Annotated in this window: 27 protein-coding genes; 9 read left to right on the plus strand and 18 right to left on the minus strand. The window is 43.8% G+C overall.

The annotated features are described in order from the left end of the window. Nucleotides 1-42 precede the first annotated feature (42 nt). The gene (locus FJU10_RS16640; protein ID WP_140966436.1) at nt 43-1,008 is read right to left on the minus strand and encodes a helix-turn-helix domain-containing protein; all 966 of its coding nucleotides are present in this window, start codon (nt 1,006-1,008) and stop codon (nt 43-45) included. Between the two features lie 95 nt (nt 1,009-1,103). Between FJU10_RS16640 and FJU10_RS16645 the strand changes: the two genes are divergently transcribed. From FJU10_RS16645 to FJU10_RS16655, 3 genes are read left to right on the plus strand one after another with little or no spacing between them, the layout of a single operon-like run. Next, a complete protein-coding gene (locus FJU10_RS16645; protein WP_140966437.1) occupies nt 1,104-2,045 on the plus strand; it encodes an ATP-binding cassette domain-containing protein in 942 nt (313 codons plus the stop codon). After that, nucleotides 2,042-2,794 (plus strand): ABC transporter permease, encoded by a 753-nt coding sequence (locus FJU10_RS16650; protein WP_140966438.1) that lies wholly within the window; start codon nt 2,042-2,044, stop codon nt 2,792-2,794. Before FJU10_RS16645 ends, FJU10_RS16650 begins: the two co-directional genes overlap by 4 nt. A 60-nt stretch (nt 2,795-2,854) precedes the next feature. After that, complete coding sequence (locus FJU10_RS16655) at nt 2,855-3,211, plus strand: MmcQ/YjbR family DNA-binding protein (protein ID WP_140966439.1); 357 nt, start codon at nt 2,855-2,857, stop codon at nt 3,209-3,211. 107 nt (nt 3,212-3,318) lie between these two features. Here FJU10_RS16655 and FJU10_RS16660 read toward each other — a convergent pair whose 3' ends face one another. The 16 genes from FJU10_RS16660 to FJU10_RS16730 form a co-directional block, all read right to left on the minus strand. After that, nucleotides 3,319-4,761 (minus strand): glycoside hydrolase family 1 protein, encoded by a 1,443-nt coding sequence (locus tag FJU10_RS16660; RefSeq protein ID WP_005226517.1) that lies wholly within the window; start codon nt 4,759-4,761, stop codon nt 3,319-3,321. Nucleotides 4,762-4,982: 221 nt separating this feature from the next. Continuing rightward, nucleotides 4,983-6,296: a PTS sugar transporter subunit IIC gene (locus FJU10_RS16665; RefSeq protein ID WP_074934325.1), complete on the minus strand. Its 1,314-nt coding sequence runs from the start codon at nt 6,294-6,296 to the stop codon at nt 4,983-4,985. A gap of 5 nt (nt 6,297-6,301) precedes the next feature. After that, nucleotides 6,302-7,582, minus strand: coding sequence for a DUF4038 domain-containing protein (locus tag FJU10_RS16670; protein WP_140966440.1), 1,281 nt, complete (start codon nt 7,580-7,582; stop codon nt 6,302-6,304). 46 nt (nt 7,583-7,628) lie between these two features. After that, entirely contained in the window at nt 7,629-8,486 is an 858-nt protein-coding gene (locus FJU10_RS16675; RefSeq protein WP_140966441.1) for an alpha/beta hydrolase, read from the minus strand. A gap of 12 nt (nt 8,487-8,498) precedes the next feature. Beyond that, a complete protein-coding gene (locus FJU10_RS19495) occupies nt 8,499-9,014 on the minus strand; it encodes an FGGY-family carbohydrate kinase (protein ID WP_223273108.1) in 516 nt (171 codons plus the stop codon). Beyond that, nucleotides 8,993-9,946, minus strand: a complete 954-nt coding sequence (locus tag FJU10_RS16680) for an FGGY family carbohydrate kinase (RefSeq protein WP_223273109.1) — start codon at nt 9,944-9,946, stop codon at nt 8,993-8,995. Before FJU10_RS16680 ends, FJU10_RS19495 begins: the two co-directional genes overlap by 22 nt. Before the next feature lies 1 nt (nt 9,947). Continuing rightward, a complete protein-coding gene (locus FJU10_RS16685) occupies nt 9,948-10,889 on the minus strand; it encodes a transketolase family protein (protein WP_140966442.1) in 942 nt (313 codons plus the stop codon). Next, nucleotides 10,876-11,712, minus strand: coding sequence for a transketolase (locus FJU10_RS16690; RefSeq protein ID WP_140966443.1), 837 nt, complete (start codon nt 11,710-11,712; stop codon nt 10,876-10,878). Before FJU10_RS16690 ends, FJU10_RS16685 begins: the two co-directional genes overlap by 14 nt. Next, entirely contained in the window at nt 11,703-13,121 is a 1,419-nt protein-coding gene (locus FJU10_RS16695) for an L-fucose/L-arabinose isomerase family protein (RefSeq protein ID WP_060791682.1), read from the minus strand. Before FJU10_RS16695 ends, FJU10_RS16690 begins: the two co-directional genes overlap by 10 nt. Before the next feature lie 31 nt (nt 13,122-13,152). Next, nucleotides 13,153-13,440: a PTS cellbiose transporter subunit IIB gene (locus tag FJU10_RS16700; protein ID WP_086293506.1), complete on the minus strand. Its 288-nt coding sequence runs from the start codon at nt 13,438-13,440 to the stop codon at nt 13,153-13,155. Nucleotides 13,441-13,597: 157 nt separating this feature from the next. Beyond that, on the minus strand, nt 13,598-14,605 hold the full coding sequence (locus FJU10_RS16705) for a LacI family DNA-binding transcriptional regulator (protein WP_086293504.1): 1,008 nt from the start codon (nt 14,603-14,605) through the stop codon (nt 13,598-13,600). A 117-nt stretch (nt 14,606-14,722) separates the two neighbouring features. Next, on the minus strand, nt 14,723-16,744 hold the full coding sequence (gene pulA / locus FJU10_RS16710) for a type I pullulanase (protein WP_140966444.1): 2,022 nt from the start codon (nt 16,742-16,744) through the stop codon (nt 14,723-14,725). A gap of 40 nt (nt 16,745-16,784) precedes the next feature. Beyond that, nucleotides 16,785-17,423, minus strand: coding sequence for a DUF624 domain-containing protein (locus FJU10_RS16715; RefSeq protein ID WP_140966445.1), 639 nt, complete (start codon nt 17,421-17,423; stop codon nt 16,785-16,787). Nucleotides 17,424-17,429: 6 nt separating this feature from the next. Further along, the gene (locus FJU10_RS16720; protein ID WP_140966446.1) at nt 17,430-18,317 is read right to left on the minus strand and encodes a carbohydrate ABC transporter permease; all 888 of its coding nucleotides are present in this window, start codon (nt 18,315-18,317) and stop codon (nt 17,430-17,432) included. 16 nt (nt 18,318-18,333) lie between these two features. Then, the gene (locus FJU10_RS16725) at nt 18,334-19,266 is read right to left on the minus strand and encodes an ABC transporter permease (RefSeq protein ID WP_005232878.1); all 933 of its coding nucleotides are present in this window, start codon (nt 19,264-19,266) and stop codon (nt 18,334-18,336) included. A gap of 148 nt (nt 19,267-19,414) precedes the next feature. After that, on the minus strand, nt 19,415-21,085 hold the full coding sequence (locus tag FJU10_RS16730; RefSeq protein WP_081117616.1) for an extracellular solute-binding protein: 1,671 nt from the start codon (nt 21,083-21,085) through the stop codon (nt 19,415-19,417). Nucleotides 21,086-21,289: 204 nt separating this feature from the next. On the opposite strand from FJU10_RS16730, the gene FJU10_RS16740 reads away from it, so the two are divergent. Genes FJU10_RS16740 through FJU10_RS19505 form a run of 3 tightly spaced genes read left to right on the plus strand, consistent with a single transcriptional unit; the run spans nt 21,290 to nt 24,488 of the window. Continuing rightward, nucleotides 21,290-22,795 carry a response regulator transcription factor gene (locus FJU10_RS16740; RefSeq protein WP_140966447.1) on the plus strand — a complete coding sequence of 502 codons (1,506 nt, stop codon included), beginning with the start codon at nt 21,290-21,292 and terminating at the stop codon, nt 22,793-22,795. Then, nucleotides 22,789-23,706 (plus strand): hypothetical protein, encoded by a 918-nt coding sequence (locus tag FJU10_RS19500; protein ID WP_223273110.1) that lies wholly within the window; start codon nt 22,789-22,791, stop codon nt 23,704-23,706. The genes FJU10_RS16740 and FJU10_RS19500 overlap by 7 nt, the downstream gene beginning before the upstream one ends. Continuing rightward, the gene (locus tag FJU10_RS19505; protein ID WP_223273111.1) at nt 23,682-24,488 is read left to right on the plus strand and encodes a sensor histidine kinase; all 807 of its coding nucleotides are present in this window, start codon (nt 23,682-23,684) and stop codon (nt 24,486-24,488) included. Before FJU10_RS19500 ends, FJU10_RS19505 begins: the two co-directional genes overlap by 25 nt. A 78-nt stretch (nt 24,489-24,566) precedes the next feature. Here the strand turns inward: FJU10_RS19505 and FJU10_RS16750 are convergent, their stop codons facing one another. Continuing rightward, nucleotides 24,567-25,181, minus strand: coding sequence for a TetR/AcrR family transcriptional regulator (locus FJU10_RS16750; protein WP_223273112.1), 615 nt, complete (start codon nt 25,179-25,181; stop codon nt 24,567-24,569). Between the two features lie 319 nt (nt 25,182-25,500). Between FJU10_RS16750 and FJU10_RS16755 the strand changes: the two genes are divergently transcribed. From FJU10_RS16755 to FJU10_RS19110, 3 genes are read left to right on the plus strand one after another with little or no spacing between them, the layout of a single operon-like run. Further along, on the plus strand, nt 25,501-25,827 hold the full coding sequence (locus FJU10_RS16755) for a PadR family transcriptional regulator (RefSeq protein WP_081117612.1): 327 nt from the start codon (nt 25,501-25,503) through the stop codon (nt 25,825-25,827). Beyond that, nucleotides 25,814-26,404, plus strand: a complete 591-nt coding sequence (locus FJU10_RS16760; protein ID WP_077453200.1) for a DUF1700 domain-containing protein — start codon at nt 25,814-25,816, stop codon at nt 26,402-26,404. Before FJU10_RS16755 ends, FJU10_RS16760 begins: the two co-directional genes overlap by 14 nt. Beyond that, nucleotides 26,401-26,565, plus strand: coding sequence for a hypothetical protein (locus tag FJU10_RS19110; RefSeq protein WP_167822213.1), 165 nt, complete (start codon nt 26,401-26,403; stop codon nt 26,563-26,565). The genes FJU10_RS16760 and FJU10_RS19110 overlap by 4 nt, the downstream gene beginning before the upstream one ends. The last annotated feature ends 284 nt before the right edge of the window (nt 26,566-26,849 follow it).

Below are 26,849 nucleotides of genomic sequence, written 5' to 3' on the forward strand. Positions count from 1 at the left end.
ATTCTTAAACATAAGGCGCTTTCATCAGCGGGATATAGCTTTTTAAGGCTCTTCCCAACCGTAACGCGTTCCCTCAGAAAGCAAAGGATCACTCAATAAAATTCCCGGGAAATCCTCCTTTAAAACAAACGTGCTTAATGACTGATACATGGAAAACGTGGTCTTCATCCCTAATCTTTCCAATTGATCTAACGTTTGTTGCATTAAATCCGCCGCTTTTGCCTTATTTTGTTTTAATAGACATGTCCAACCTTCAAAAAACGGCATAAAGACCGCTTGCTCAATGTGTTCTTTTTCATAAACATGATCTCGCCATAAATGAAAGGTCTTTTCCGCATAATCCGCCTCATCAAAAACAGCAAAGACGGAAAACACCGTCTCAAAGGTGTTATAAAGAATATCTTTGTTTCCGGGGATTTTTGCAAAGCGCTCACTCTTTTTGATGGCGATCGTCAAGCAGCGCCAAAGCAAAGTTGGCTCCATCGAAACTGCTACGCGGGCAAACAGCCGCAGCTCATAAACACCCCATGTATCGGTATTCAGCAAGTAATGCTTGGCAGAGTCCAGACAGTAATTGTGTTTCAGGTAAGCCTCCTGGATAGGCACCCCTTTAAAAAGCTCCTCTTTCATCAAGTAGTCAAAACGGATCAGTTGTAAGAAGTGGTCCAGCTCCAAGGAGTAATGCTGTTGAAAGTAGGCGGTCAGCTTTTGATATTTCTTTTTTAATTTAGGTACTTCATCAATGGATTCGATCCCCATCGAACGGACATAGTCAACCATTAGCTTTTGAGCCTCCGAATGATGCTCCCCCGTATGCAGCAGCTGAAATTCAGCAAAACTCACTTCCAATTTATCTAGCAAGCGATGAAATCGTTCGCAGGAAATCGTCGTTTTGCCATTTTCAAATTGCGATAACAAAGACATCGACAATTGTTCATCCACTAATTCCTTCAACAGCAAGCCTTTGCTTTTGCGAAGCTCTTTCACTGTCGCACCATAATTGTTCATTTTTTCACCTTCTTTTTCAATATATTGAAATAAGCAGTTGCTTTTCCCAAAGATCCTTTATAGTTGAATTATCTTATAGAAACGAGGGAAAAGCTATGGATACCCATATAAAAAAGAAAATGCTTCACGTGAAACATTTACAAAAAAGCTTCAAAGACAAAACCGTTTTGAAAGAGGTCACTTTTGACGTCACTCCTGGCGAAGTATTTGTCTTACTAGGATCAAACGGCGCTGGAAAAACCACTTTAGTCAAAATTTTGTCCACTATCCTGCCTTTTGATCAAGGAACCGCGCGGATCGACGGGATCGACTTGACCAAAGATCCAGCAGCGATTCGCGAGAAAATCAGTCTGACGGGGCAATTTTCCGCCGTCGATCAAGAACTGACCGGTCGAGAAAACTTGCTGATGATTGCTGCCTTGCGCCATGTCAAAAACAAACCGTTGATCGTCCAACAGTTGTTAGAGCGTTTTGATTTGGTGGATGCCAGCAACCGACTAGTCAAAAATTATTCTGGTGGCATGCGACGGCGCTTAGACATCGCCATGAGTTTTATCGGCGAGCCTGACCTGCTCTTTTTGGATGAACCGACGACCGGCTTAGACCCACAAAATCGCTTAGCCACATGGCACATGATCAAAGAGATCGCCGCACAAGGACGAACGATTTTTCTGACGACCCAATACCTCGAAGAAGCTGAATTTTTAGCAGATCAAGTCGCCATCTTGCATGAAGGGAAAATCATCTTGCAAGGAACACCAACGGAAGTCAAAGCACTGCATCCTTCACAAACGATGGAAATCAGCGTATTGACGAAAGAACACTTGCGAACCGTGCGTCAGCATCTGTCTGATTTTCCGCTGCAAGTCAACGAGTCCAGTCTCTCTCTGGCATTTCCCGTCAGTCAAGACTTCCAGCATTCCTTCACGCTGTTGCAGGAACTCAATCAACTACCGATCACCATCACCAGTTTTAATCAAAAGAATGCTTCTTTAGAAGATATTTTTCTAACACTTGTCCAAGGAGGAAACCAATGAAAGCAATTATAGAAACCAACACCTTATTCAAGCGCAACCTCTTGCTATCGATTCGCAGTATGGAGACTTTACTAAGTGGAATTTTGACCCCAGCGATTTTAATGATCCTCTTTGTCTATGTTTTTGGGGGAGCCATGAACGTCGGCGATACTTCTTATGTCGATTTTGTCGTTCCCGGTGTTCTCGTCCAATGTATCGCCCAAAGCGCCTCCTCCGTTGGGGTAACGATGACGGAAGATTTGAAATCCGGCATGGTGGAACGGCTGATGACCTTGAATATTTCTAACTCAGCCTTTTTAAACGGCCATGTCTTCGCCGCGACCCTTCGGAGCTTGATCAGTACCTTGGTCGTGTTGATCGTTGCCATGGTCATCGGTTTTCGCCCTCAAGCCACAGTTGCTGGCTGGGGGCTCGCCTTCCTATTGATCTTTTGCTTCACCTTCGCCTTTACTTGGGTCTCAGTTCTGGTTGGTCTCATCGCCAAAAGCCCCGAGACAGCGACCTTGTTTACTGTCTTGATCACTCTGTTGCCCTACTTAAGCTCTGGTTTCGTCCCTACGGAAACCATGCCGCGCCCGTTAGCCATTTTTGCTGAATACCAACCAATGTCGCCGATCATCCATTCTTTGCGCGGGCTTTTGTTAAACTTAAAAGATACCACCTTGATCAGTGCCTTTAGCTGGTGCGGCGGTATCGTAGTGGTGAGCTGGTTCTTGGCACGGATGCTTTATCAGAAACGGTTACGCTAGGTAAAAGGAATCAGTGGTATAATATAAGTAGTTTTCTATTATAAAAAGGCAGGGATACCCATGGATCTTAAAAACCGTCTGATCGCATTCGCTCAGACCTTCAATGATGTTCAGGTCGACCATCCGTTTGCAAAGTTTCCCGAGTACCAAGTCTTGCGACACCGCAAAAACGGCAAATGGTTTGGCTTGCTGATGACTGTAGAAAAGCAGAAATTAGGCCTGGAAGGAACGGGAATGATCGAGATTTTAGATGTCAAAGCAGCGCCCGAAATGGTTTCGATCATCAATCAAAGTCGCGGTTATTTACCCGCTTATCACATGAATAAAAACCATTGGCTCACCGCATTACTAGATGGCTCTGTATCAGAAAAACAACTCCAATCTTTATTACGAGACAGCTATGAACATACCCGTTAAACCCAAATATCACAAAAAACCGATCAACGATGCGCCAGTATAGGAGCACCGTTGATCGGTTTTCTTTTATAACGGATCCTGTGTCATCCGTGAGTCTAACGAAACACTTAGGCCAACTCTTCTCCGTTTGTTGCAATGACTTGTTTGTACCAATCAAAGGATTTTTTCTTGGAACGATCCATCGTGCCGTTGCCTTCGTCATCGAAGTCAACATAGATAAAGCCATAGCGTTTGCTCATTTCGCCTGTTGAAGCACTGACAAGATCGATACAGCCCCATGGCGTGTAACCGATCAAGTCTACGCCATCAGCGATCGCTTCCCCCATTGCTTCAATGTGGCGGCGCAAGTAATCGATACGATAGTCATCTTCGATCTTACCTTCTTCGTTAAAGGTATCAATGGCTCCTAAGCCGTTTTCCACGATAAACAACGGTTTTTGGTAACGATCATACAATTCATTCAACGCAATGCGCAGCCCTTCTGGGTCGATTTGCCAGCCCCATTCACTTGCTTCTAAGAATGGATTGCGGACGCCGCCCAACAAGTTTCCTTGCACTTCATCGGCTTCTTCTGTGGTGATATCCACGGCAGAAGACATGTAGTAGCTGAAGCCAACATAGTCAACAGTATGTTCAGCGATCAAGGCTAAGTCTTCTTCGGTAATCTCAAGATCCTCTTTATTGACGCCGTGTTCTTTGTACAAACGATCCGTAAAAGATGGGTATTTTCCACGTACTTGCACGTCGGCACAGTAGTAGTTGAAGGCTTGATTATGGATCATCGTCGCCACTTGGTTGACCGGGTTCGCATCAATGCTGTAAGTCGTTGCATAAATGATCATACAACCGATCTGTAACTCTGGGTTTAATTCATGGCCGATTTTGACTGCTTTACTGCTGGCAACAAATTGGTTGTGCCACGCTTGAATCACGTTTGTAAAGTCGCTGGCACCCGTGCTATTGACCATTCCTTGACTCAATGCGGAGAAATGGAAAGCAGAGTTAATCTCATTGAAGGTCATCCAGTATTTGACTTTGCTGTGGAACCGTTCCAAGACAACTTTTGCAAAACGTTCATAGAAATCGATCAATGCTCGATTTTTCCAGCCACCGTATTCTTTGGCTAAATGCAAAGGCATTTCATAGTGAGAGATCGTAACCACTGGCTCGATCCCGTACTTCAAACATTCATCGATCAGCGCATCGTAAAATGCCAGTCCAGCTTCGTTTGGTGTCGTTTCATCGCCTTTTGGAAAAATACGTGTCCAAGCGATGGAAAAACGATAGCTCTTGAAGCCCATCTCTGCAAACAACGCAATGTCTTCTTTGAAACGGTCATAATGGTCGATCCCGCGATGATTTGGGTAGGTGTATTTGTCCTCATCGATCGTCCAATCAAACGTATCACTGCCTAAAATCGCTAAACGCTGTTTGCCGCCAGGCATTGCATCCGCCACTGACAAGCCTTTGCCATCGCGATCGAACGCCCCTTCTAATTGATTCGCTGCGGTCGCGCCGCCCCATAAGAAATTTTCTGGAAATTTTGCCATTTGCTCGTTCTCCTTTTGTTTTCTTTTGATAAACCTACCTAGCTGATTACTGAAAAATCCCCGATAAAAAACAAAAAACCTAAATAAGAGCCGCTGCTAAAACGAGAAGAGCGCTTTCTTATTTAGGTCTTGCCTGATCGAGTCAGTAACAATCCACGTGGGTTTTCTTTCTTTAACTATAGCACTAACTCATTGGCTTGTCATCATAAAATCGGTTTCTTTTAAACCGTTTCCCCCGTTGCATCGATACTTTCAGTTTGAACCTCCGCTTGCGCTGCTTCTGCTTCGGTTTTTAATTTTCCTTTATCTAAGACTTTAACAAAAGGAATGTACAGCAAGCAGCCTGCCAAAACGCAAACGACTTGTAGAACTGCAATTTGCCAACCACCAGCGATAAAGCCGTTTAAAAAGATCGGTGTACCAAAAGGAACTTGTACCCCACTAAGTCGTGGAACGATACCACTCCAAATGGCTAGATAAGCAACTAGGGTTTGTACCAGTGGTGTTAAAATAAATGGAATCGCCATAATCGGATTTAAAATCAACGGCAATCCAAAAATAATCGGCTCATTGATCGTAAATAAACTAGGGACAGCACTTAAATTTGCTACTGTTCTGGATTGCTTGGATTTTGCTAATAAAAGCAAAACGATTACTAATGATAATGTTCCTCCGGCACCACCAATACCAGAAAATAAGTTATAGAAGGACTGACTTAAAATATTCGGCAGCTCGGAACGAGCAACACCGCTAGCTAAAGCATCCATATTTTCCACATCCATTGGTAAGTACAAAGCGGTGACAAAGCTACCCACCACCAACGAACCATGGATACCGAAGAACCATAGCACCATTTGGATCAGTACAATAAATAACAACGAACCTACACTAGAAGACAAGCTTTGCAGCGGCATTGCCAAAATTTGATAGATGAAATCTGAGAATGAACCATAAGAAGTAAAACTGAATGCCCAGCTAATGACGATCGCGGTAAACCCAGAAATAATTGCTGGAATCAAACCGGCGAAGGTATCCGTCACAAATTGCGGCACGCCTGCTGGCATTTTGATGGCGATATTTTTTTCTAAAATAAAGCAGTACAAACGAGCAAAGACTAAGCCACAGATCATAGCGGTAAACAAGCCTTGAGCGCCAAGTTTGCTCATGTCGAGGGTCGTTGTTTCCTCTAAGGTAACCATTGGCGTCATCATCAAAAAGGCAAACAGTGAAACGATGCCGGCAGGAACCGCCGATTGCTTAAATTCTGTCGCTAAACGGTGCCCGACAAGAAAGGAAGCGTACACTGAGATAACCCCAACGGTCATACTGTAACCGACGGAAAAATAACCGCCAATATTGATCGAGTTGATAAAATCTGTCCACCCTTGAATCGGCAAAACTGCTAACAACAAGGCGATTGAGCCAATAATGTTGATCGGCAGCGTCGCCATCAACCCGTTTGAAATTGCCTTTAAATACCGATTGTTGGAGATTTTATCTGCAAATACTAACACCTTATCCATATACTTATCCATTTTTTTCACTCCTTTATTTGGATGACGAACAATACATCTTCGTGACAATTGTGGGGATGGAAAACAGTGATACCATCAGTAACTGTCAGTTTTGGTTTCAAGAAACGATTGGTGTTCAAATCGATCAATGTGACGGTCGCTGTAGAAAGATCTCCTTGCAGGCGAACTGTTGTATTGCTTGGCAAGTAAAGCAAGACATCCTTCCTTCCTGCGATGGCTGCCATACGGATCTGTTCATCTGCATCGATCAAGCGCTCTTGGCAAGGCACAAGCTCCTGAATATTTAATAATTCAAATAATTGCTTGATAAAGCCATAGTCATCTGCCCCGGGAAAAGATAAGGCTTCTGGCCAAATCATCGGACGATCAAATGCTTCCCCGATTTCTTCCGCAAAGGTTGCCGTCGGGGTTTGCCAACTCCAGATGCCGTGGGCACCGTACGTGATCCCAGCCGAGCCGCCGGCTAACAGTGATTGCCATGCCGCTTTGCGGACATCCTTTTGACCAAATCGACCATATACATGACGGGCATAGCCCATTTGTTCATAACAAGGTTCTGAGTTGATGATCGGCAGCTGCGGTTCTCGTTGATAAAAACGCTCTGCCAAATAATAAGGCATATTCAAAAAGGCGCTGTTATGACCTGATTGATATAGAAATAAGTCCAAATGTTCGACAATAGGTTCAGGGATTTCTTCAAAACGTCCCTTGATATGAATCGTTTTCAGGGTATTGGGCGAATGCTTTTCAAAGAAAACAAAGGCTTCTAGATACGTATCGATGGTTGGCTGTGTTGGGAAATCCGTATCGCCACCAATAAAGTAGATCGGATGGAAGGCATCAAACGTCTTAATCACTTTTTGATAGTAGGCCTGGCGGCAATCCTCCGGCAACACGTTGCGTTCTTTGTCCAACTGGCTAGCCCACGTGCCGGCGACATAGTTTGACCACAAGACGACCAACGCTAAAGTAAAGCCTTTCTCATCGGCAATTTTACAAAGGCGTTGAGCCCGTTCGAAATAGGCATCCTCCCAAACAGTAAAATCAAAGACGCCCGCATCAAGGGGAAACGGCAAGCAGTCAAATTGACCACGGCTGCGATCCCATTGCGGTAACACATTGATTTGAAGGGTGTTGAATCCCTGCTCTTTGCGTTTGTCTAAGTAGGTGATCCAGTCATTTTCTTGAATACTAGTAAAGGCACTCCAGCAAGTATCGGCTAAATAAAAGAAATGCTGGCCGTCTCGCAATAAGGTGCGTTTGTTTTGGCTCACGGTGATTTTCACGGTGGTGCTCTCCTTTCATCGGCACAAGTTGTGCACTGGCGTTTTTTTAATCAATATAACTACTGAGCCAGCCCTCGCACAGCTCAAACCATTTAGCGACATGAGTATTGAGGTGACTTGGCTTGCGTGCCGTTGTTCGATCTGCTAATGCCAGTCCGTGTTCGCCTTTTTCAAAAATATGCAGTTCAAATGGAATCTCTGCTTCTCTTAATTTGACCGCCAGCTTCAACGAGTGTGCCACATCGACTAAGACGTCTTCCGTCGTATGCCAGAGAAACATCGGAGGTGTCCACTGATCGACATGATGCAAAATGTTCATGGATTGAATGGCTTCTTCCGTCGGTTGTTTACTCCCAAAAAAGCGTTCGTTGGCAGTTAAAGGTGTTTCGATCAGACTAGCGGCAAAGCCTAGCTCATCGATTGGAAAGGCATGCTCTTGATAAACCAATGGGTAGCCAGCGATCGCCAAATTCACTTTCAATAAGTCACTGCTAACGCCCAACGCTTCTGCCAGCTCAGCATCGTGCCAGCGCGTCGCTAACTGCAACGCTAGATGTCCACCTGCTGAAAAACCGCAAACGATGATTTGCTCCTCATCCACCAACCATTCTTGAGCATGCTCGCGAATGATCTTGACGGTTTGGGCGGCTTCCATCAAGGCATTATGGGGAACGTTTTTCACTTGGTCACCGGTGGTGTACCATAAAACAACGCTATTTAGCCCTATACTATTGAATTTCAAGGCAATGACTTCTGCTTCTCGATCACTGGTAAAGGCGTAGCCGCCGCCTGGACAGACGATCACTAGCGGTCGTTTCTTGCCGACATTGTACTCTTTGGATTGGTGCAATAAATAGGTATCCACGTAAGCCGTTTGATTCAGTTGAATTCGTTGAATCTCCATATAGTTCCTCCTTTATCCTTCACTAAAAGCATCTGACTTCTCAATGAACCGTTTCCATTTTTCATATTTCAAACGGATCACGGCCTGTTCGGCTTGCGGAACGATCGTGGTTTGCTGAATAGCTGGTTCATTCATGGTTGGATTGGCAACAAGCATCGTGCCGATGGCTGAAAATTCTTCGACTTCGCTGACGATGACGGGTTTATTGATCAAAGTCGCTAATAAGCTCATCAAGGCGCGGTTTTTCGAAACACCGCCATCGATCATTACCTGATTGATCAGTCGTTCAGCGACTTCTTCCATCACATCGATCACTGCTTTGATTTGAAAAATGATGCTTTCTAAAACGGCTTTCAACAGCTCATGAGTCGTCGTCGTGCGTTTCATGCCGACAAAGCTGGCGGTCATCGTATTATCCCAAAATGGGGCACCCATTCCTTGCAATGCTGGGATAAAATAGATGTCTTCTTGACTGTCACTGGTCAGCACTTCTTGACAGATCTCAGCTACATCTGGCAGCGGAGCCACTTGCTCACTGAACCAGTTGATGGCGTCACCACAGGAACGATGATGCCTTCTAGCGCAAACGCTGTTTCCTGGCTAGTTTGCCAGCCGACCGTCGTCAAAATGCGGCGATCCCGCAACGTCTGCTCCTGCTGCACTTGCATCATGATCGAACAACCGGTGCCCATCGTGATTTTTACATCCCCAAGGCTTTGACAACCTTCCCCGAATAATGCCGCTTGTGAATCGGCTAAGATTCCTTTGATAGGGATTCCGTGATAGTTACCGAAAACCGTATCAGCAGGTTTGATCGCTGGCAAGTCTGCTAAATGGATGCCAAAAAGTTTGACGAGCTCTGCATCCCAACGGCCCTCTTCAATATTGTAAAACAATGTTCGGCAAGCGTTGCTGGCTTCTGTCGCAAATACTTTCCCTTGCGTTAAATTCCACAGGAGCCAACTGTCCATCGTACCGATCGCCAATTCGCCAGTCCCCGACTTTTCCTTGATGGCCGATAATTCTTGGGCCAACCATTTCACTTTGGTGCCAGAAAAATACGGGTCTAAGCGCAAACCGGTCTTTTGATTGATCGTCCTTTCCCAGCCTTGTGCCGTCAATTCTTCACAAATCGCGGCGCTGCGGTTGCATTGCCACACGATCGCATTGTACAGGGGATTGCCAGTCAATCGATCCCAAGCAACGATCGTTTCTCGCTGATTGGTCAATGACAAGGAAACGATTTGATCTGCAGTGATCGCTTGGTCTTGAAACACTTGTGCCAGCAATTCTTGGACATTTTGCCAAATCTCGAGGGGATCATGTTCGACCCACCCGACTTTTGGATAAATTTGGCGATGTTTTTTATCGTAACGCTGCAGGATTTTCCCTTCTTGAAACAGTAAGAGCTTGGTACCGGATGTACTCTGATCTAAAACAAGCTGATAGGTCTTGTCCATCTTAAGCTCCTAGAAAAGCAACCGCTGTTTTCGCTATGGAGGCACCGTCTAATCCATAATGGGCAAACAGTTCTGCCGAAGAACCAGTAATCAAGGCTTCATCCGGAAAAGCAATGATTTTTTGTCGAATGCCCGTTTCTTCTGCCAGTGTTTCCGCCACGGCAGCTCCTAAGCCGTTGTATCGGCTGTGTTCTTCCACAGTGATCACGGTGCCTGTTTCTTTCGCTACTCGTTTGACCGCTTCTGAATCAAAGGGCTTCAAGGAATGAACATTTAAAACGGTAGCAGTGATGCCTTGTTTTTCCAATAGCTCAGCAGCATCCAACGCTTGGCGCACGGTTTCGCCGGTGGCGATCAATGCGACATCTTGACCGCTTCTCAGCTCAATGGCTTTGCCGATCTCAAAAGGATAATCTGCAGAATCATAACAATCTTCAACAGGATTACGACCGAGACGGATATAGGCTGGTTCATTTGATGCCGCTAAGGCTTTAAACATTTGGATCGTTTCAAAGCGATCTGCTGGCAACAGCACTTGCAAATTAGGGATCGCTCGTGCCACTGCGATGTCTTGCAAGGAATGATGACTCATGCCTAATGCCCCATAGCTGACACCGCCGCTGATGCCTACGAGTTTGACATTTTTATTCGAATACGCGACATCGACTTTGATCTGCTCGATACTGCGCATGCTGAGAAAACAAGCAGGGGATGCAACGAAAGGGCGTTTGCCCATATGGGCTAAGCCGGCCGCAATACTGACGATGTTTTGCTCTGCGATCCCTACTTCCACCAATTGTGTCGGTAATTCCTTGGCAAAAGGTGCCAACGAAGCGGAACCACGAGAATCACTGGTCAACACCGTGATCGCAGGATTCTTTTTTCCTTCTTCAATCAATACGTCGCACATCGCTTGGCGATTGGCAATATTATTTTTTCCCATGAGTCAAAACCTCCATTTGCTGATCAAGTTCGGCAATGGCTTGTGCAAGCTCTTCTGCCGTTGGCACTTTATGATGCCATTGCGCTTGATTTTCGGCCGCAGAATAGCCTTTGCCTTTGATGGTTTTGGCAATGATCAGCTTCGGTTGATTGGGCTGATGCGGTTTTTCTAATGCAGCCACCAAGGCAGCCATATCATTGCCATCAACGATATGCACATCCCAACCAAAGGCACGCCATTTTTCATCTAGCGGCTCCACTGCCATCACATCTTCCGAGGCGCCAGTGATCTGCAAGCCGTTGCGATCAATGATGGCGGTCAAATTGTCCAGCTGGTAGTTGGCAGCCGCCATGGCTCCTTCCCATACCGAGCCTTCTGCTGATTCGCCATCTCCCAACAACGTATAGGTTTGATACGTGCGGTGATCCAGTTTGCCTGCCAAGGCGATCCCTACTGCGACAGGTAAGCCGTGACCTAGCGAACCAGTATTCATTTCAACACCAGCTACTTTATTGTTTGGATGACCGATCAGTCGTGAACCAAATTGCGAAAAGGTGGCTAATTCTTCTTTCGGCAAAAAACCTTTGTCCGCTAAAACGGCCCATAGTACTTCTGCCGCATGTCCTTTACTTTGGATATACTGGTCACGATCTTGCTTTTGGGGGTCTTTCGCATCGACATTCATTATCCGATAATACAAGGCCACTAAAATATCGGTACAAGAAAGATCCGAACCAGTATGACCCGTTTTTGCTTGATAGATCAGCTCTAACACGGATTTTCGAATCGTTAAAGCCTTCATTTCCAGCTCGTTTATTTCCATGATTGATCCCCTCTCAAGTATGCTTTGACGTCTTCTTCGATTGGATCATAAAAATCTGGCTGCACACCGATGTATTTGCATGCTTCGTACAAGATCGGCACCACATTTTTTCTGACCGCCGCAACGTGATGAATATAAGGGCCCTCAACGAGTTTGAATTCCAAGCGATTCAAATTCGCAAATTCCAGATAGAGATAGGTCCCTTGATTGTATGGTCCATCAATCCCTTTACCAGTGCCCATCAGCAGTGAGTACTCGCCGTTGTCCCCATCAAAGCGACACAGCGTATACTCGTCTTTGATTGCCCGAAAAGCGACTGATCCTGGATAGTCAAAAACAAAATGTCGTTGCGGCAAGATCGGTTTGGTCTCTGCGGTGGAATAAGCAAAAACCCCTAAGTGCTGCAGCAATTCGCCATTCTCGTTTTCTGGATGGCGGCAGTTGACATCCGCAAAGATTGCTCGGTGTTCCCCCAACGAAGCGGCTTCGACCAACAGTTCCGAGATCGCCCCATGGACATCCGTCTCACAGACAAAAGGTAAGCCTTCTTCTTGTAACAGCGACAAGGAGGCATACGGTAAAATACCGATTTCGTCTTGTAAGGCCGTCCAACACTGGATGACCCCTGCATTGCAGCCGTAGCTTTCACATAAGTTTTGCAAAGCCACTTTGAGGGCTGCCACCATCTCCAAATCTCTCGCCGAAATTTGGACTTCCGTATTGGTTTCAAAATAATCAATGACTGCTTGCAATTTATCTGGCTGCTGTTCTTTGACTTTCTTGATTTCCTGCACCACTTCTTGAATCGGTACTGGTGATAGCGAGATATTGAAACGCTCCAATAGTTCGCCTTCGTTGCAGATCACGGTCCAAAAATCAAAGGGGCGCGGGCCAACTTGCAAGATTCGTGTTTGTTTGAAGGTCTTGACGACATTGCAGACTTTGATAAAGTCTTGCAAGCCGCGGGCAAATTCCGGTGAATCAATATCAGAATTTTTGACATAGGTGAAGGGTACCTTGAAACGGCGTAAGACTTTCCCGATAGCGAAAAGACCGCATTGCGTATCCCGCAAACGTGAACCGTCAGCGGCTGGTGTCTCGTCTTTGGGTCCCCATAGTAAGACGGGAACATCTAGTTTTTTGGCTAAACGAGCGCAGGCATATTCCGTACCAAAGTTTTCATTGGCTAGAAAAAGACCGTCGATCTTTGCTGCTTTGAATTTTTCGGCGATTTTTTCAACCCCTTCATCATCGTATAGTAAGCCGTCTTCATTGATATCTAAAATATCTACATAATCAATGGCGAGTTCGTCCATTTTTTGTCGTGTCAGATTGGCGTACTCAATGGCTGCTTCTGCACTAAACAAATTTCTTCTAGTCGGGGCGAACCCGATGGTTACTTTATCCATAAAACCACCCTTTGCGTTTTAGTATATTTAGCTAAATTTTTATTTCTTCGACGATTCGTGTTACATTTTTGCTCAGAAATTCCTCATCCGTCAGTAAAACGATTTTTTTATCAGGAAAGGCTGTGGCGACTTTCGCTTGATTGAAGCGGGTTTGAGGAGCTAAAATCAAAAAATCATAGTCATTCCCCACCATAAATATTTCTGAAAAAGGCGCGGAATTGACTTGGTAATGCTGATCATCCGCTAGTTGTTCTTTGAGCGCTTTGACGAGCAGTGCGCTGGAGAGCCCAGTTGCACAAAAGAGACCGATCTGTGTCATCTATTCACTTCCTCAAAATGTAACCCCTTACTTTTTACACCTTAAATATAGCACAAGCTAAATATTTTGCAATAGTTTTAGATAAATATTTTTGTTTAATAACTAAAAAAAGGGCAAAACGCTTGCTAAACGTTTTGTCCTTTTTCTTATTTTTATCTTAATTGATGCTTTCACGTTCGACGATCGTCGTGGCGACCAGCATTTTCAGATGGTTTTCATCTTCATTGGTGATTTTCTCGATCAAGCGTCGCACAGCTTGGCGACCAAGGTACACTTTATCTACTTTGACGGTGGTCAGTGGTGGGTTGCAAAATTCCGCCAAAGGAATATCATCGAACCCAACGATGGTCAACGGATGATCGGGAAACACTTCGCGAATGGCTTTCATGGCACCGATGGCGATATTGTCATTGACCGCAAAAAAGGCGCTTGGTAACGGTCGCTGATCGTCACGCAAGGATTCCAAATAGACCTTCATATCTTGATAGGAACCCTCCAGGGTAGGTTCTACTAAGGCTTCCGTCTCTTCATAATGGATCAGATCATGCTCTTGGATCGCTTGGACGAACCCTTGCTTACGTTCACGGAAGTTGTTGATTTGAAAGGTAGAATTGATGATACCGATGTCACGGTGGCCTTTTTCGATCATCTTTTCAACGATCTCATAGGCACTGTCACGATTATTAATGGCGACAAAATCAAAGTCCTGCGAATTAAATACCGTATCTAAAATCACTAAGGGTACTTCCAAATGGCGAAAGACTGCTAAATCTTGTTTTTCCAATTCCGTTCCTAACAATAGCAAACCATCTACTAATTCTGGGCGGATCTTTTCGATCGGATCTTCCTCTGGCGCCAATGTGATATGGGAAATGACCAGTTCATAGCCTAACGCACTGCACTCCATTTCGATTCCTCGGATCAATTCAGAAAAGAAAGGCGTATCCCCTACGACATTTCCTTGTTTGTTCATTATGACAAATTTGATTTTTTGACTTTCCGTTTTTTTAATTTCTCGCTGATCAAAATACCCCATCTCACGAGCGATCTTCAAGATCGCTTGCCGTTTTTGTTCACTGATCCCCTTACGATTGTTGATCGCATTAGAGACTGTTCCGCTGGAAACGCCAGCTTTTCGGGCAATATCAGAGATCACAACTTTCATTTGCTCACCGCTTTCTGCTTCTCATTCTGTTAAAAGTATAGCAAAAGAATTGTTTTTTTACTACCAAAAAAGCTAAAACAAACTAAAAATTTTAGTTTGTTTTAGCTTCTACTTTGATTAGTTACTTTGTTCCGCCAAAATGCAGAAAGACAATGAATCGAGGGTTATCCCTGACGCTGCTACGCCACGAGAAGTGATCCCAGCTCCTTTGGGGTCAGCAACGATGTGCCAAGAAGCATTTTCTGTTGTCGTCGGTAAGTCAAAGGACCAGCTTTCTTCCGTGCTGTTGAGTATAACGAACAAAGAACGCCATGGATGCTGTTTGTCACGATTGGGTACTTGATACGCCAAGCGATTTTCATCCTTTGTCTCATAAAAGACCATGCTTTCAGCCGTTTGGGTCGTGGCATCTCTCAATGGTGCATAGGACTGCCGCAATGCCCACAAGCCCCGATACAGCTCGCGCAATTCTTTGAAGGTTTTGGCACGTGCCCAATCCAGCTGATTGACTGCCAGTGGCGAACGGAAGGAATTTTCATCGCCTTCTTTGGTACGGCCAAATTCTTCCCCTGCTTGGGTCAGCACTGCTCCTTGGCTAGTAAACAAAATGGCTGCTGCTAGTTTGTTGCGGGCTAAAAGCTCAGGATCAAACTCATAATTTCTTTCCTTCGCTGAAGCCTGCATGGTTGCCACCAGTTTGTCCCATAAGGTCAAATTATCATGGACTGACGCATAGGCGATCACTTGGCGGGGCGATTTTGCCCAGCGCTCGGCGCCTTCTTGCCCAGCAACTTTTGTATTTCCTTGAATCGCCGTTGCCAAATTTGCCGCATAAAAGGTTTGCTTGACTTGCGGTTGACCATTCATTCCTTGAATAAACGCGCCGTCTGTTTCTTCAAAGACATCGCCTTTGATACTGTCTCTTAAATCATTACTAAAAACCGCAACGCCTTCTGACAGGGCCCAAACATTGCTTTTATTGGCTGGGATATTCGGCTGAATGATTTGATTACTACCGGCATCCCATGGCTCGCCGTATAAGATCACATGACTGAAGCCGGCATCATCTAGGCGTTGCCGCAACTGGTTCATGGTTTCCACATCGATCAAGCCCATCAAATCAAAACGAAAGCCGTCAATTTTGTATTCTTGCGCCCAATATAAAACTGAATCAATGATAAATTTACGCATCATTTTCCGTTCAGAAGCCACTTCATTGCCGCAAGCAGAACCGTCCGCAAAATTCCCTGCATCATCTTGACGGTAGTAATAATCAGGCACCGTCAAATTAAACCATGATTCTTCCGTGATCGCAGTGTGATTAAAGACCACATCCATCACAACGCCGATGGCTTCTTCGTGCAGCGATTGGATCATTTGCTTGCATTCACGAATCCGCGCCTTGGGATCACTAGGATCAGAAGCGTATCGTCCTTCAGGTACATTGTAATTTTTCGGATCATAGCCCCAGTTGTAGGCAGACGAAGTTTCATCATTGTCAAAATCGAAGATCGGCAGCAGATGAACATAATTGATCCCCAGCTCTTTTAAATAGGCTATGCCAGTTGGTTGACTTTCATCTCCCACCAGATGGGTCTTTTTTTCAGTGAAGGCTAAATATTTTCCGCGATTTTCTGGTGAAATCCCGCTGTTTTCGGCGCCACTGAAATCTTCGACATGTAATTCCCAAATATAGGCATCTGTGATCGACTGCTGACCGACGCCGTGACTTTCCTGCCAACCTTCAGGATCTGTTTCCTTTAAATCAATGATCGCACCGCGGTTTCCGTTGATCCCTACTGCCTTGGCATAAAGATCCACCGCTTCGATTTTCTGCCCACCTCGTTGAAACTCAAAGGTATAAAACAGCTCCTTGACGTTTTCTTCCGTCGTGATTTGCCAACAGTTGTCTTCTTGAACCATTGGCAGTGTCAGCAGACGATCGTCAGACCCAGCGACACCGCTTTGATAAAGCAATACTGAAACGGCCTCTGCCTCTGGTGACCAGCATTTGAACGTGGTTTGCTGTCCTTGAAAAGTCACACCAAGATCATTCCCGTGATACGTATGTTCTTCTAAAAAACCGATCCTGCGATCGATCGCAATCTTTTTTTCTCCATACTGCGTGTTTTGTCCCATCAAAATTCCTCCATTCAACGTTGCTAACTATAAAACCCAGTTACTTTTCTGCTATTTCTACCTTCTCATATTTCTTGAAAATTGCCAACAATAACTGACAGCGTACATACAAAAAACAGCTAAGACCAAAAAAGCAGGCAATGTACATGCTGAAAACCAGCGCATAGGGTGAAAGAAGCATGATGACAATAGGGGCTGCAGTCAGAAGATGAAGACTAAGTATTTTAAACGGGTGCTTTGCGGCGACTTTGATGCTGTTTAAAAGGATCGTTTTGATTCCGCTATCGTAACGTGCGAGTAAGAAAAACGAAACTTGGAAAAATTGAAGCCACATGAACGTACAAATTACTAAGCCTACGGTAAAAAGATCAGGCGTCCCTTTTAGTTGGAAATAATACAACCAATCAGCAGTCAAGAGCCACAAAGAAATAAGCAGACCGAGCCAGATAAGAGTGCTTTTTCGAAAGCTTTGACAAAAGGTCGACCAAAACTGCTGAACAACAGCCGGTGCTTTTCCTTCTATCAGGTCAGTCGCCACTTTTGAGCCAGCAGTGATGGCTGCGCCGATCGTGAAGAGCGGCAAACTAAAAAACAAGAGTAGTACATTCAATAAGAGCAACTGGCTGAATTTCCAAGCGATTCGTGCGAAGAAGTTTTCTGAATGAAAAAAGTGTATCATGTGGGTTTACTCCTTTACTGATCCGACAACGATTCCTTGAACGAAGTATTTTTGTAGAAGCGGATAAATAATCAATAACGGCACCACTGCCACCACGATCTTCGCTGCATTCAAGTTTCGATCAGAGACCGCTAGTAGGCTTTGTAGCTGCTCGGAAGTCAAATTTCCGGCTTGTTGCATTGTTTCAGCAATGTTGACTGATAGTGTTTGGATATAGGTCATTAAAGGATAGTTTTCAGTCTTGGTCATATAGATTAGCCCACTGAAAAAATCATTCCAACTGCCGACAATACTGAATAGAGAAACGGTTGCCAAACACGGCAATGACATTGGGATATAGATTCGTCCCAAAATCTGCAGTGGGTTGGCACCATCGATCCGAGCAGATTCTTCCAATGATTTGGGGATTCCCCGAAAGAAATTAATCACCAAGATCACACTGCCGATAGGGACTGCACTAGGTAAAATCAGGGACCAAATCGTATTCAATAACCCTAGATTGCGAACGACTAAATACGTTGGGATCATGCCGCCGCTGAATAGCATAGCAAAAACCATCACGCCCATGAATAATTTTCTCGTTCGAAATACTTTTTTTGATTTAGACAGCGGGTACGCCATCGTTACGATCATCAAGAGGTTCAACAGCAACGAAACGATCACACGAATGACCGAGATCCCAAAGGAACGCCAAAACTGCTGATCGCTCATGATGCGCTCATAAGCCGCTAAGGTCAGATCCACTGGCCATAGCCCCACAGCATTTGCCGCGACCGCACTGCTGCTGCTTAAAGAAAGTGCCACGACATTCAACATCGGTACTAAACAAGAAAGAGCTAAAACAATGACGATCAAATAAATTACTGCATGCCGTATACTAAATTTTTCTTTCATCTCTTTTTTCCTTTCCTTAAAACATCACTCTGTCAGTCTTCTTCTCCGCAATTTTGTTGGAAGACCAAATCAAGAATAGACCGATCACCGATTTGACCAGACCAACGGCAGTCCCTAAGCTGTAGTCTCTACCGATCAGACCGATTCGGTAGACATAGGTATCGATAATATCGCCGCTTTGATACACAACCGGAGAATACAGGTTATAAATTTGGTCGAAGCCGGCATTCAAGATATTAGGCAGCGACAAAATCGTCATCAGCAAAATAAAAGGCATCATCCCCGGCAGGGTTACGTGCCAGACTTTTTTTGACCAAGAAGCACCATCCATCGTTGCTGCTTCATATAATCCCGGATCGATCGAGGTAATGGCAGCAAGGTACACGATCGAACTGTAACCGAAACTTTTCCAAACATCGGTCCCGATCAGTAAACGAGGAAACAACTGATTACTACCCAAAAAGTTTAATGGTTCTACACCAAAGTTTTGTAAAATCTGATTCACCGTTCCATCAAGACTGAATAAATTGACCACTACTGAAGCCAATATGACCCATGAAAGAAAATGGGGCAAATATACGATGGTCTGAATGGAGCGTTTCATCCACTTTACACGCACTTCATTTAATAGAATCGCAAAAAGAATCGGTACGATCGTATTAAAGATAATTTTCCAAAAAGCGATAAAAATCGTGTTTTTAGTTACTAAGAAAATATCCGGTAAACTGAACAGGTAGCGAAAGTGCTCGAATCCTACAAATTCAGAACCCAATACACCTTTCGCTGGCACATAATCTTGAAATGCCATCAACAACCCAAACATAGGACCATAAGAAAAAATCAAAATAAAAATGATGCCTGGTAAAATCATCCCTAAAAAGAAAAGCTGGTCTCGAGAAAACCACTTTTTCTTTTCTTTTTTGCTTTCTTTTTCAACAGAAAGTTCCATTTACTTACTCCTCCATAAAGTTTTTGCCTCACCAGCCGCTTGATGAAAAAATTCGAACAAAGAAAAGGCACCTGCAGTCGATTTTCCTGCATACAACCTTGCTTTTCTTTGTTCGAAAGTCGAGTGTCAGAACCGCTGGAGTGGCCGCTTAATTATCTGCTCGCTGATCTACTACTTCTTGCATTTCTTCAAGTATGGCTGTCCCACCTTGGCTATTCCAGGTTTCCACGTAGGTGTCGAAATTCTCCAGGGGTTCTTCTCCAGTGATAAACTTAATGAAGGTCTCTTCCTCCAGTTTCCCTACTTGTGCGCCGTTTCGTTCATTGGCTTTGATCGAATCAAAACGCGGTGGTTTCACTTCATTCAAGCGTCCTTGCTCTCTGATACCGCCCATCACATTATTGACGGCTAAATAGCGAGAGGCATAGCGGGTCCAGTCCACCGGATCAGTTTCTTCAGGGCTATCCAGATATTGCTTGATTTTTTCGGCGTTTTCTTTGATGAAGAAGTTGGAGATATCATCGATAGATGTTTCGCCAACCGCCGCCTTGGAAGCTTCTACTGCATCATCAATCTCACTATAGGCTTTTAAGAAAACAACATTCCATGGACGAACCGTCCCATCGACATCCACTTTCGCATAGTCATAAATTTCCGGAAACTCGGTTTCAATATCCTCCGAGTTGGCAACTTCACCATAAATCAGATTGATCATCTCCATGATTTTTTCCGGCTCAGAAAAACCTTTGCGCACCACGATGTATTGCCCAGTGCCGCGGTTAGCCACGGCATTGACCCCTCCATCGCCGTTAGCATTTTCAAGGGCATAAGGAACAAATTCAGCATTTGGATCATTTTGTTTAGCTTGTACTAAGCCCCAGTCAGGCATGTGCCAAGGACCAAAAGCGATCCCCGTCTCTCCATTAACCATCATGGCATGGATATCATCATACGTACGGGTACCAAATTGCGGATCCATGAATCCTTCATCTTGCCAGTCCTTCAGCAGCGTTAGTGCTTCTTTCATTTCTGGCGTATTGGAGCCATAAAACATCTGCCCGTTCTCATCTTGAAGATACGATTTTGGGTAGGCCCCAAACGCATTCATGATGGCTGTTCCGGTATATGCCGTGCCCCCATGATTTGGCGAAGACAACCAGAAGGCCAATGGCAAACCAACCGCTTTTCCGGTATTGGCTAAATCATTTTCTTGAAAAGCAATCGCTGTTTCCTTCAACTCATCCAAAGTGATTGAGCGATTGCCATCTTTATCCAGTTCAATACCCAACTCATCTAGCCAGTCTTGGCGCAACCAGACAAGATTGGGCCCGAAGTCATCGCTAGTAGATGGAATCGCCATCAAGCGATCATCAAACGTGGCTGCTTCTAACTGAATCCCATCAAACGAATCATAGATGTCTTTTAGAAAATCGTCGGCATGCTCCTCAAATACTTCGGTCAAGTCTTCTACTAAATCATTGTTAACTAATTCTTCCAATTCATCTCTTGATCCGACAATCATCGTATCCGGTAGTTCCCCTGAAGCGATCGCTAGCGATACTTGACGATCATAGTCTTCCCCATGGGCTTCAAAGGCACTCTCCAGCTCGATGCCCAAGCGTTCTTGAATCAATCGAGTATATGCGTTATTGCTGTAAGAATCCCCCTCAGGTAGTTTCGAGTTCGGTGCGGTCTGGCGTCCGATCGTAATCACGGTATCCCCATTTTCATTGGTCTTTGCTTCTTCTGAACTGCATCCTGTCATAATAAGTACTGAAGCAACTGCTGTTAACATTGCTGTCCCCCGCCTAAATTTCATTGTTTTCCTCCTCAAACTTTTTTGATATCCTTATTATACGCAATCGCTTCCACAGAAAATATAGCACTTTTTTCAGATTCATAGCACGATTTCCAGAAAAATAAAACGTTTACAAATTCGCTCTGTGCTTTTTTTGTTTATCGCTTACTATAGAAAGAAGAAGCGACTGCGTAATATTCTCTATACGAAAGGACGGCGAAAACCATGTACCGACTGCTGCTTGCTGATGACAGCTACGATCAAAGAGAAGTGATCAAATACTTCTTGAGTCAGCATGAAAAAGAATGGCTGATCGAAGAAGCCAAAAATGGCCGCGAAGCCTGGCAACTTTTTCAGAAACAGCCCTTTGACTTGATAATTACCGACGTAAAGATGCCCTTTATGGATGGACATGCCCTCGTAGCGAGAATCAAAGAAGCAGCTCCTGAAATTCCTGTGATGTTTATCAGCGGCTTTGAAGATTTTCATTATGTAAAAAAAGCCATACAGTTACAAGCGGTTGACTACCTCTTAAAACCAATCGACCCTGGTGATTTTTATGAACAAATAAATAAAATCATTCTTTTTATTGATCAACAAAAGCAACGTGCTTACACAAAAACAATCGCACAAACCCATTACTTGAAAGAGATTTTGAGTAAACTTTTTTATGGCTATCCTTGGCATTCACTGCCGAAGAAAGAGCAATCGATTGCACAAGATTTTTTTAAGACTCATCCCTCTTTTTTTCTCGTTACTTGGCCGCTGGATTCTTGGAATGCGCCGGATTTTGTCCCTTCGCTGTCTGCTGCATTTCCTGAAATGTTCAGTTTGTTTTTAGCTCCAGCACAACTGCTCTTTTTTAACGAACCTTTGCCAAAAAGGGAAATCGAAGAGCGAAAAAACAACTTAACTACCTATTTTTCCGAACAGTTTCAGCAAAAAATAACACTTTTTGACAGCGGGCCAGTTCCCCACCATTCAGGGGTGTATGGCACCTATCATGACTTACTGAGAACCAGTCAGCGGTCTTTTTATCAGCAAAACAAAGGGAAAATCTGCCAGCTGCTTCCGGGAGATCACTACATCGTCAAGAAAGCTCTTTTTGAAAAAACCGTTTCGTATGTGAATCAATACGAAAGTAAAAAAGCACACGCGCTTGTGAAAACAGTTTTCGACTGCTTTGAAACAAATGGACGTGAGGAACCAACCAATACCAAATTTTATTTTGCGACCTTTTATCAAACCATCATCGATCAGTGCACGATCGCCTTTGATGCGGAGCATGGCGCTAATCAGATCGGAAAAATACTGGAAGCGCCAAGTCTACAAATAATTGCGGATATTTTTGATGCCCTCTTCCGTTATATCCATGATGCACTGCTTCAAATCAACGGGAGTCAGTCAAATGACTATGTGCGCCAAGTAAAATCCTATATATTCGCTCATTTTCACCAAGAGTTGAGCTTGGAGCGCTTAGCAAAGGAAGTCAATATCAATCCTAACTACCTAAGCGAATTATTCAGTACTTCTGAAGGCATGGGTATCACCAAGTACATCAAGTCTTACCGTATCAAACAGGCTCAGAAGCGTTTAAAGAACTCGAACTGCAGCATTCGAACTATCTCCAAACAAGTTGGCTTTAATCATTATTCCTATTTTTGCAAAACGTTCCGAGAAATTGTCGGAATGACGCCGGATGCCTATAGAAAGAGAGGTCCCTCTTGTTAAGAAAAGTCCACGATTGTTTTAAAAATTTTCGTTTTCAAAAAAAGATCGCCCTTATTTCGATTCTTTCAAGCATTGTTCCTCTGATCGTTTTGACCTTTGTCGGGGTATCTATCATCCGAGCCTTTATCCAACAGCAGGAAAAAAGTGCTTACTCCGATAATCTCAAAAGTATCAGCTATCAGTTAGAAAGCAAGATCCATACCTATCGGGACAGCCTGCTCTTTTTAGCCAACAATACCGCCTTGACGCAAGAGCTTTCTAGTCAACGCTTCTCAAACTTTGATCAATACAATCTCTTTCAAAATACGATCGTGCCTTTGTTTCACAGTGTTCGTTTTCCGCAAGCAGATATTAAAGGCATCACGCTATACACCACGATCGATCTTTATGATCATGGGCAATACGTCAAAAAAATCACGGCTGATACAGCACTGCCTTTTCTACAAGAAAAACCTTCGACCGAGATTCGAACGTATTTTGACAAAGAACGGGAGGAGCTTTCTTTTTATACCAACCTTTTTTTAAAAGGCCATACCGCAGATTCCTTAAACTACATCGTTTTAACCATCGATCGAGCAGCATTGTTCACGAATCTTGATGCAGTCACTGAGGAGCCGTATGATTTGACGATCCAGTCAGAGACCGGGCAGACGCTTTACCGCATTGATTATTTGACGAAGCAGCAACGTACTCAAAAACAGTGGCTGGTTGGAAACGCAGTTATTGAAGAGGCACCTGTACTGCTGGATAATCATTGGCAAATCGTTTTTGTTAAAACCGCACAGTCATTTTTCAGCAGTTTACTGTATCTAGTTGGTGCAGCACTTATTATCTTTGGTTTTGTATTAATGATATTGGTTTTATCCAGCTGGTGGTTGGCTAAAACGTGGTACAGCCGATCAACTCTTTGACCCAGCAAATGGCCTCTTTATCAATGGATCAATTCAAAATCCAGCACACATATTCTTCAAAAGATGAAGTCGGACAGTTATACACCAATTTTCAAAAAATGCTAGATAAAATCGCTGAGCTGATCAATGAAGTATATGAAGCCGAATTGAAACAAAAAGAATACGAATTGCGGGCTCTGCAAGCCCAGATCAATCCGCATTTCTTTTATAATTCCTTAGCACTTATCAGCAATACTGCCACACTAAACGGCAACCACGAAATCCGTGAGATGGCTCAGCTGCTATCTCGATTCTACCGTCTCAGCCTAAATCAAGGATCCAATCGGTTATCTGTCAGCAAAGAACTCGATCTGACGATCACCTATGCGAAAATCCAGCAAAAAATGCATCACCATTCCTTTGATTTAGTCCTCGAAATTGACTCAAATATCGATGAATATCCGATGATTAATCTGCTCTTGCAGCCGTTTGTCGAAAATGCCGTCTTTCATGGGCTGGATCATATTGAAGATGGGCGCAGAGGCGTATTGACGATCCGCTGTCTTAAAGAAGAGCAGCGGCTGCGGTTCGAGATCCAAGACAATGGTTCCGGGATTGATCCTGAACAGCTAAAACAACTGGAGCAACCTTCTGATCAACACTATGGTATCAACAATGTACGCCAGCGGCTAGCATTGTACTATGGCACGCAAGCTTCCTTATCGATTCAATCAGTAAAAGGTGAAAACACCACCATTGTTCTACTCATACCGCAAGACTTACCTCCTCAAAAAAAACCGTGAGTGAAGAATGTTTAATCACTAACGGTTTTTTGGTGTCAAAATATTCAGATATTTATTTTAATGCTTGATTTCAAGTACCTATTCCTCTACAGCAAACGTACCGACCTCTAATAATCCTTGCCGACCATGGTCTCGCGTCACGCCTTTTGCTTTCTTTAACATTCGTTCCCAATACTCCATGGTATCTTTTATAAAATCCTTGTTGCCGTCAGTACACCCTTCACGAATAAACAGCAATACCAAACCGCTAAAAAAAATCAAGGCTTCTTCATGGTATTTCCTCAGATCGTTTTCTTGCGCACATTGAAAAACAGCTGATTCAGCAATTGCTTCTTGAAAATATGCAAAAGAACGCTCTTTTATGTAAGGACCACAACCAATATCATTTAAAAATAATGCAAAAAAGAGGGCCCGATTGCGACTGGCGAACACGTAATAGTCATGCCAAAAACTGTATAAAGGATCTAGTGTCGCCACTGACTCTTTTTTTGCTTCATGAATATCGCGAAACACATCCTCGACCATCGCCTGCTTGAAATTCTGCATGTTTGAAAAATTCAAATAGATTGGTTGAGTCGATGTTCGTGCGTAATTAGCAATGTCGCGGACAGTGAGTGGTCGATAAAGATACTCCACCAGATATTTTTTTAAGCAATTGATCAAATATTTTTTCGTAATCGTTGCTTTTCTCATAATACCCCTTCCTTTCTGGACGTCACCAATTCTTGCTGACGTTCGTCTCATTCATTTTGACTACTTGCAGCTTTTAGAAACACAACCAACGCCCATTTTCTTACTGAAAGTAATCTATATACTTCTACTTTAACAAAAAAGAGCACGTTAACCTATACTTTCTGCCGATTTTCTTAATTTTATTTTTTATTTTTGACCATTTTGTCGAATGAGCTCTTGTTGTCTTATGGTGCTCAGACTTAAGGCTGATTTTGACTGGTGCTGCTTGTGGAATGATACTATGTAATGTATAGTATGAGTATGAACAGGAGGAGAGCCTTTGGATGCCCAATTAAAAAAAGGATTATTGGAAATTTGTGTTTTAGCCTATTTGCAGCATGGTGACTCTTATGGCTATGAATTAGTCAAAAACATATCTCCTTTACTGCCAATCTCAGAATCAACGCTCTATCCTATCTTGAAGCGCTTAGAGGCCAGCCGAGCGGTTGAGACTTATAATAAAAGCCATCAAGGACGGACCCGAAAATACTACCGCCTGACCAGACTTGGCAAACAGCGGATCGATGATTTTTTAACCAACGACTGGCCCCAATTGACATTGATCCAGCGATTTATTAAAGGAGGAACATTAGATGAACAGAGTTGATTTTATCAAGGCATTGGCTGCAGAATTATCTGAAAAAGTCAGACCTAGCGAGATTCATCAGCTGATCAACTATTATGACGAGATGATCGAAGATTTGATGGAAGAAGGATACACCGAAGAAGAAGCCGTGGCACGCCTTGGCTCCCCAAAAGAACTGATCCAAGCAGTCACCGAAACGGAAGAGGTCGTAGTAGAGATTCCTCGCCGCTTTCATCCCTTTTTGCTTTTGATTTTAGTACTAGGCTTCCCATTGTGGGGCAGCTTATTGTTAAGTGCCGCATTGCTGATCCTAAGCTTTTTAATAATCATCTGGTGTGTGCCTTTCACCACTGGCATGATTGGTGTCACTACGTTTATCGGTGGGATCGCCAGCGTTGTCTTAAGTCCCATGCTGATGGCGGATGGTTTCTATCTCTTTTTAAGTCAGTTAGGTGTGGGGATTTTCTTATTTGGTCTAGGGCTGCTTTGCCTGATCGCCACTTTTAGTATGAGCCGACCTTTTTCACGCCTTACCCACTCCCTTGTCGTTTGGCCGAAATCATTTGTTCAAAACTATCGAAAGAAGGCAGTCCTATGATCAAAATCAATAAGCGCTTTTTCGTTTTTCTCAGTCTGTTGTTTATTATTATCGGACTGGTCATCACCTTTATCGGTTTTTCAATGTCAGGGTACTCACCTGATGCCTACCATATTGAGCATCGTCGCTGGTATCAACTCGTTGGTTTCTATACGGAATAACAGACGGAAAATAATTATAAGTTGATTTTTTCGTCAGAAAAACAATCGATTTTCAACAATTTCATGTTTTGATGAAAAATTGAACTTTCCTTTTTGATCACACCATATTACTATATAGGTACATCCTGTATCCTATTTCATAGGGTAACCAGAAACCCATTACCATCCTATGGGTTTTTTTCGTTGTCTATAAAAGCAAAAACGTGCCGCAAGTCCAGTTATCGCCAAGCCAGCTATTTTAGCTAACCTTGGCAGATGCCTGTCTGCAGTACGTTTTTTCTAAT

The sequence above is a fragment of the Enterococcus sp. OL5 genome (assembly GCF_006491895.1).
In the GTDB taxonomy this organism is placed as follows: domain Bacteria; phylum Bacillota; class Bacilli; order Lactobacillales; family Enterococcaceae; genus Enterococcus_D; species Enterococcus_D innesii.

Bases quoted from the DNA above. Each gene is read 5' to 3' on its own strand.
- FJU10_RS16640 (WP_140966436.1), bottom strand. From the start codon at position 1,008: ATGAACAATTATGGTGCGACAGTGAAAGAGCTTCGCAAAAGCAAAGGC.
- FJU10_RS16645 (WP_140966437.1), top strand. From the start codon at position 1,104: ATGGATACCCATATAAAAAAGAAAATGCTTCACGTGAAACATTTACAA.
- FJU10_RS16650 (WP_140966438.1), top strand. From the start codon at position 2,042: ATGAAAGCAATTATAGAAACCAACACCTTATTCAAGCGCAACCTCTTG.
- FJU10_RS16655 (WP_140966439.1), top strand. From the start codon at position 2,855: ATGGATCTTAAAAACCGTCTGATCGCATTCGCTCAGACCTTCAATGAT.
- FJU10_RS16660 (WP_005226517.1), bottom strand. From the start codon at position 4,761: ATGGCAAAATTTCCAGAAAATTTCTTATGGGGCGGCGCGACCGCAGCG.
- FJU10_RS16665 (WP_074934325.1), bottom strand. From the start codon at position 6,296: ATGGATAAGTATATGGATAAGGTGTTAGTATTTGCAGATAAAATCTCC.
- FJU10_RS16675 (WP_140966441.1), bottom strand. From the start codon at position 8,486: ATGGAGATTCAACGAATTCAACTGAATCAAACGGCTTACGTGGATACC.
- FJU10_RS16680 (WP_223273109.1), bottom strand. From the start codon at position 9,946: ATGGACAAGACCTATCAGCTTGTTTTAGATCAGAGTACATCCGGTACC.
- FJU10_RS16685 (WP_140966442.1), bottom strand. From the start codon at position 10,889: ATGGGAAAAAATAATATTGCCAATCGCCAAGCGATGTGCGACGTATTG.
- FJU10_RS16690 (WP_140966443.1), bottom strand. From the start codon at position 11,712: ATGGAAATAAACGAGCTGGAAATGAAGGCTTTAACGATTCGAAAATCC.
- FJU10_RS16695 (WP_060791682.1), bottom strand. From the start codon at position 13,121: ATGGATAAAGTAACCATCGGGTTCGCCCCGACTAGAAGAAATTTGTTT.
- FJU10_RS16700 (WP_086293506.1), bottom strand. From the start codon at position 13,440: ATGACACAGATCGGTCTCTTTTGTGCAACTGGGCTCTCCAGCGCACTG.
- FJU10_RS16705 (WP_086293504.1), bottom strand. From the start codon at position 14,605: ATGAAAGTTGTGATCTCTGATATTGCCCGAAAAGCTGGCGTTTCCAGC.
- pulA (WP_140966444.1), bottom strand. From the start codon at position 16,744: ATGGGACAAAACACGCAGTATGGAGAAAAAAAGATTGCGATCGATCGC.
- FJU10_RS16715 (WP_140966445.1), bottom strand. From the start codon at position 17,423: ATGATACACTTTTTTCATTCAGAAAACTTCTTCGCACGAATCGCTTGG.
- FJU10_RS16720 (WP_140966446.1), bottom strand. From the start codon at position 18,317: ATGAAAGAAAAATTTAGTATACGGCATGCAGTAATTTATTTGATCGTC.
- FJU10_RS16725 (WP_005232878.1), bottom strand. From the start codon at position 19,266: ATGGAACTTTCTGTTGAAAAAGAAAGCAAAAAAGAAAAGAAAAAGTGG.
- FJU10_RS16730 (WP_081117616.1), bottom strand. From the start codon at position 21,085: ATGAAATTTAGGCGGGGGACAGCAATGTTAACAGCAGTTGCTTCAGTA.
- FJU10_RS16740 (WP_140966447.1), top strand. From the start codon at position 21,290: ATGTACCGACTGCTGCTTGCTGATGACAGCTACGATCAAAGAGAAGTG.
- FJU10_RS16750 (WP_223273112.1), bottom strand. From the start codon at position 25,181: ATGAGAAAAGCAACGATTACGAAAAAATATTTGATCAATTGCTTAAAA.
- FJU10_RS16760 (WP_077453200.1), top strand. From the start codon at position 25,814: ATGAACAGAGTTGATTTTATCAAGGCATTGGCTGCAGAATTATCTGAA.
- FJU10_RS19110 (WP_167822213.1), top strand. From the start codon at position 26,401: ATGATCAAAATCAATAAGCGCTTTTTCGTTTTTCTCAGTCTGTTGTTT.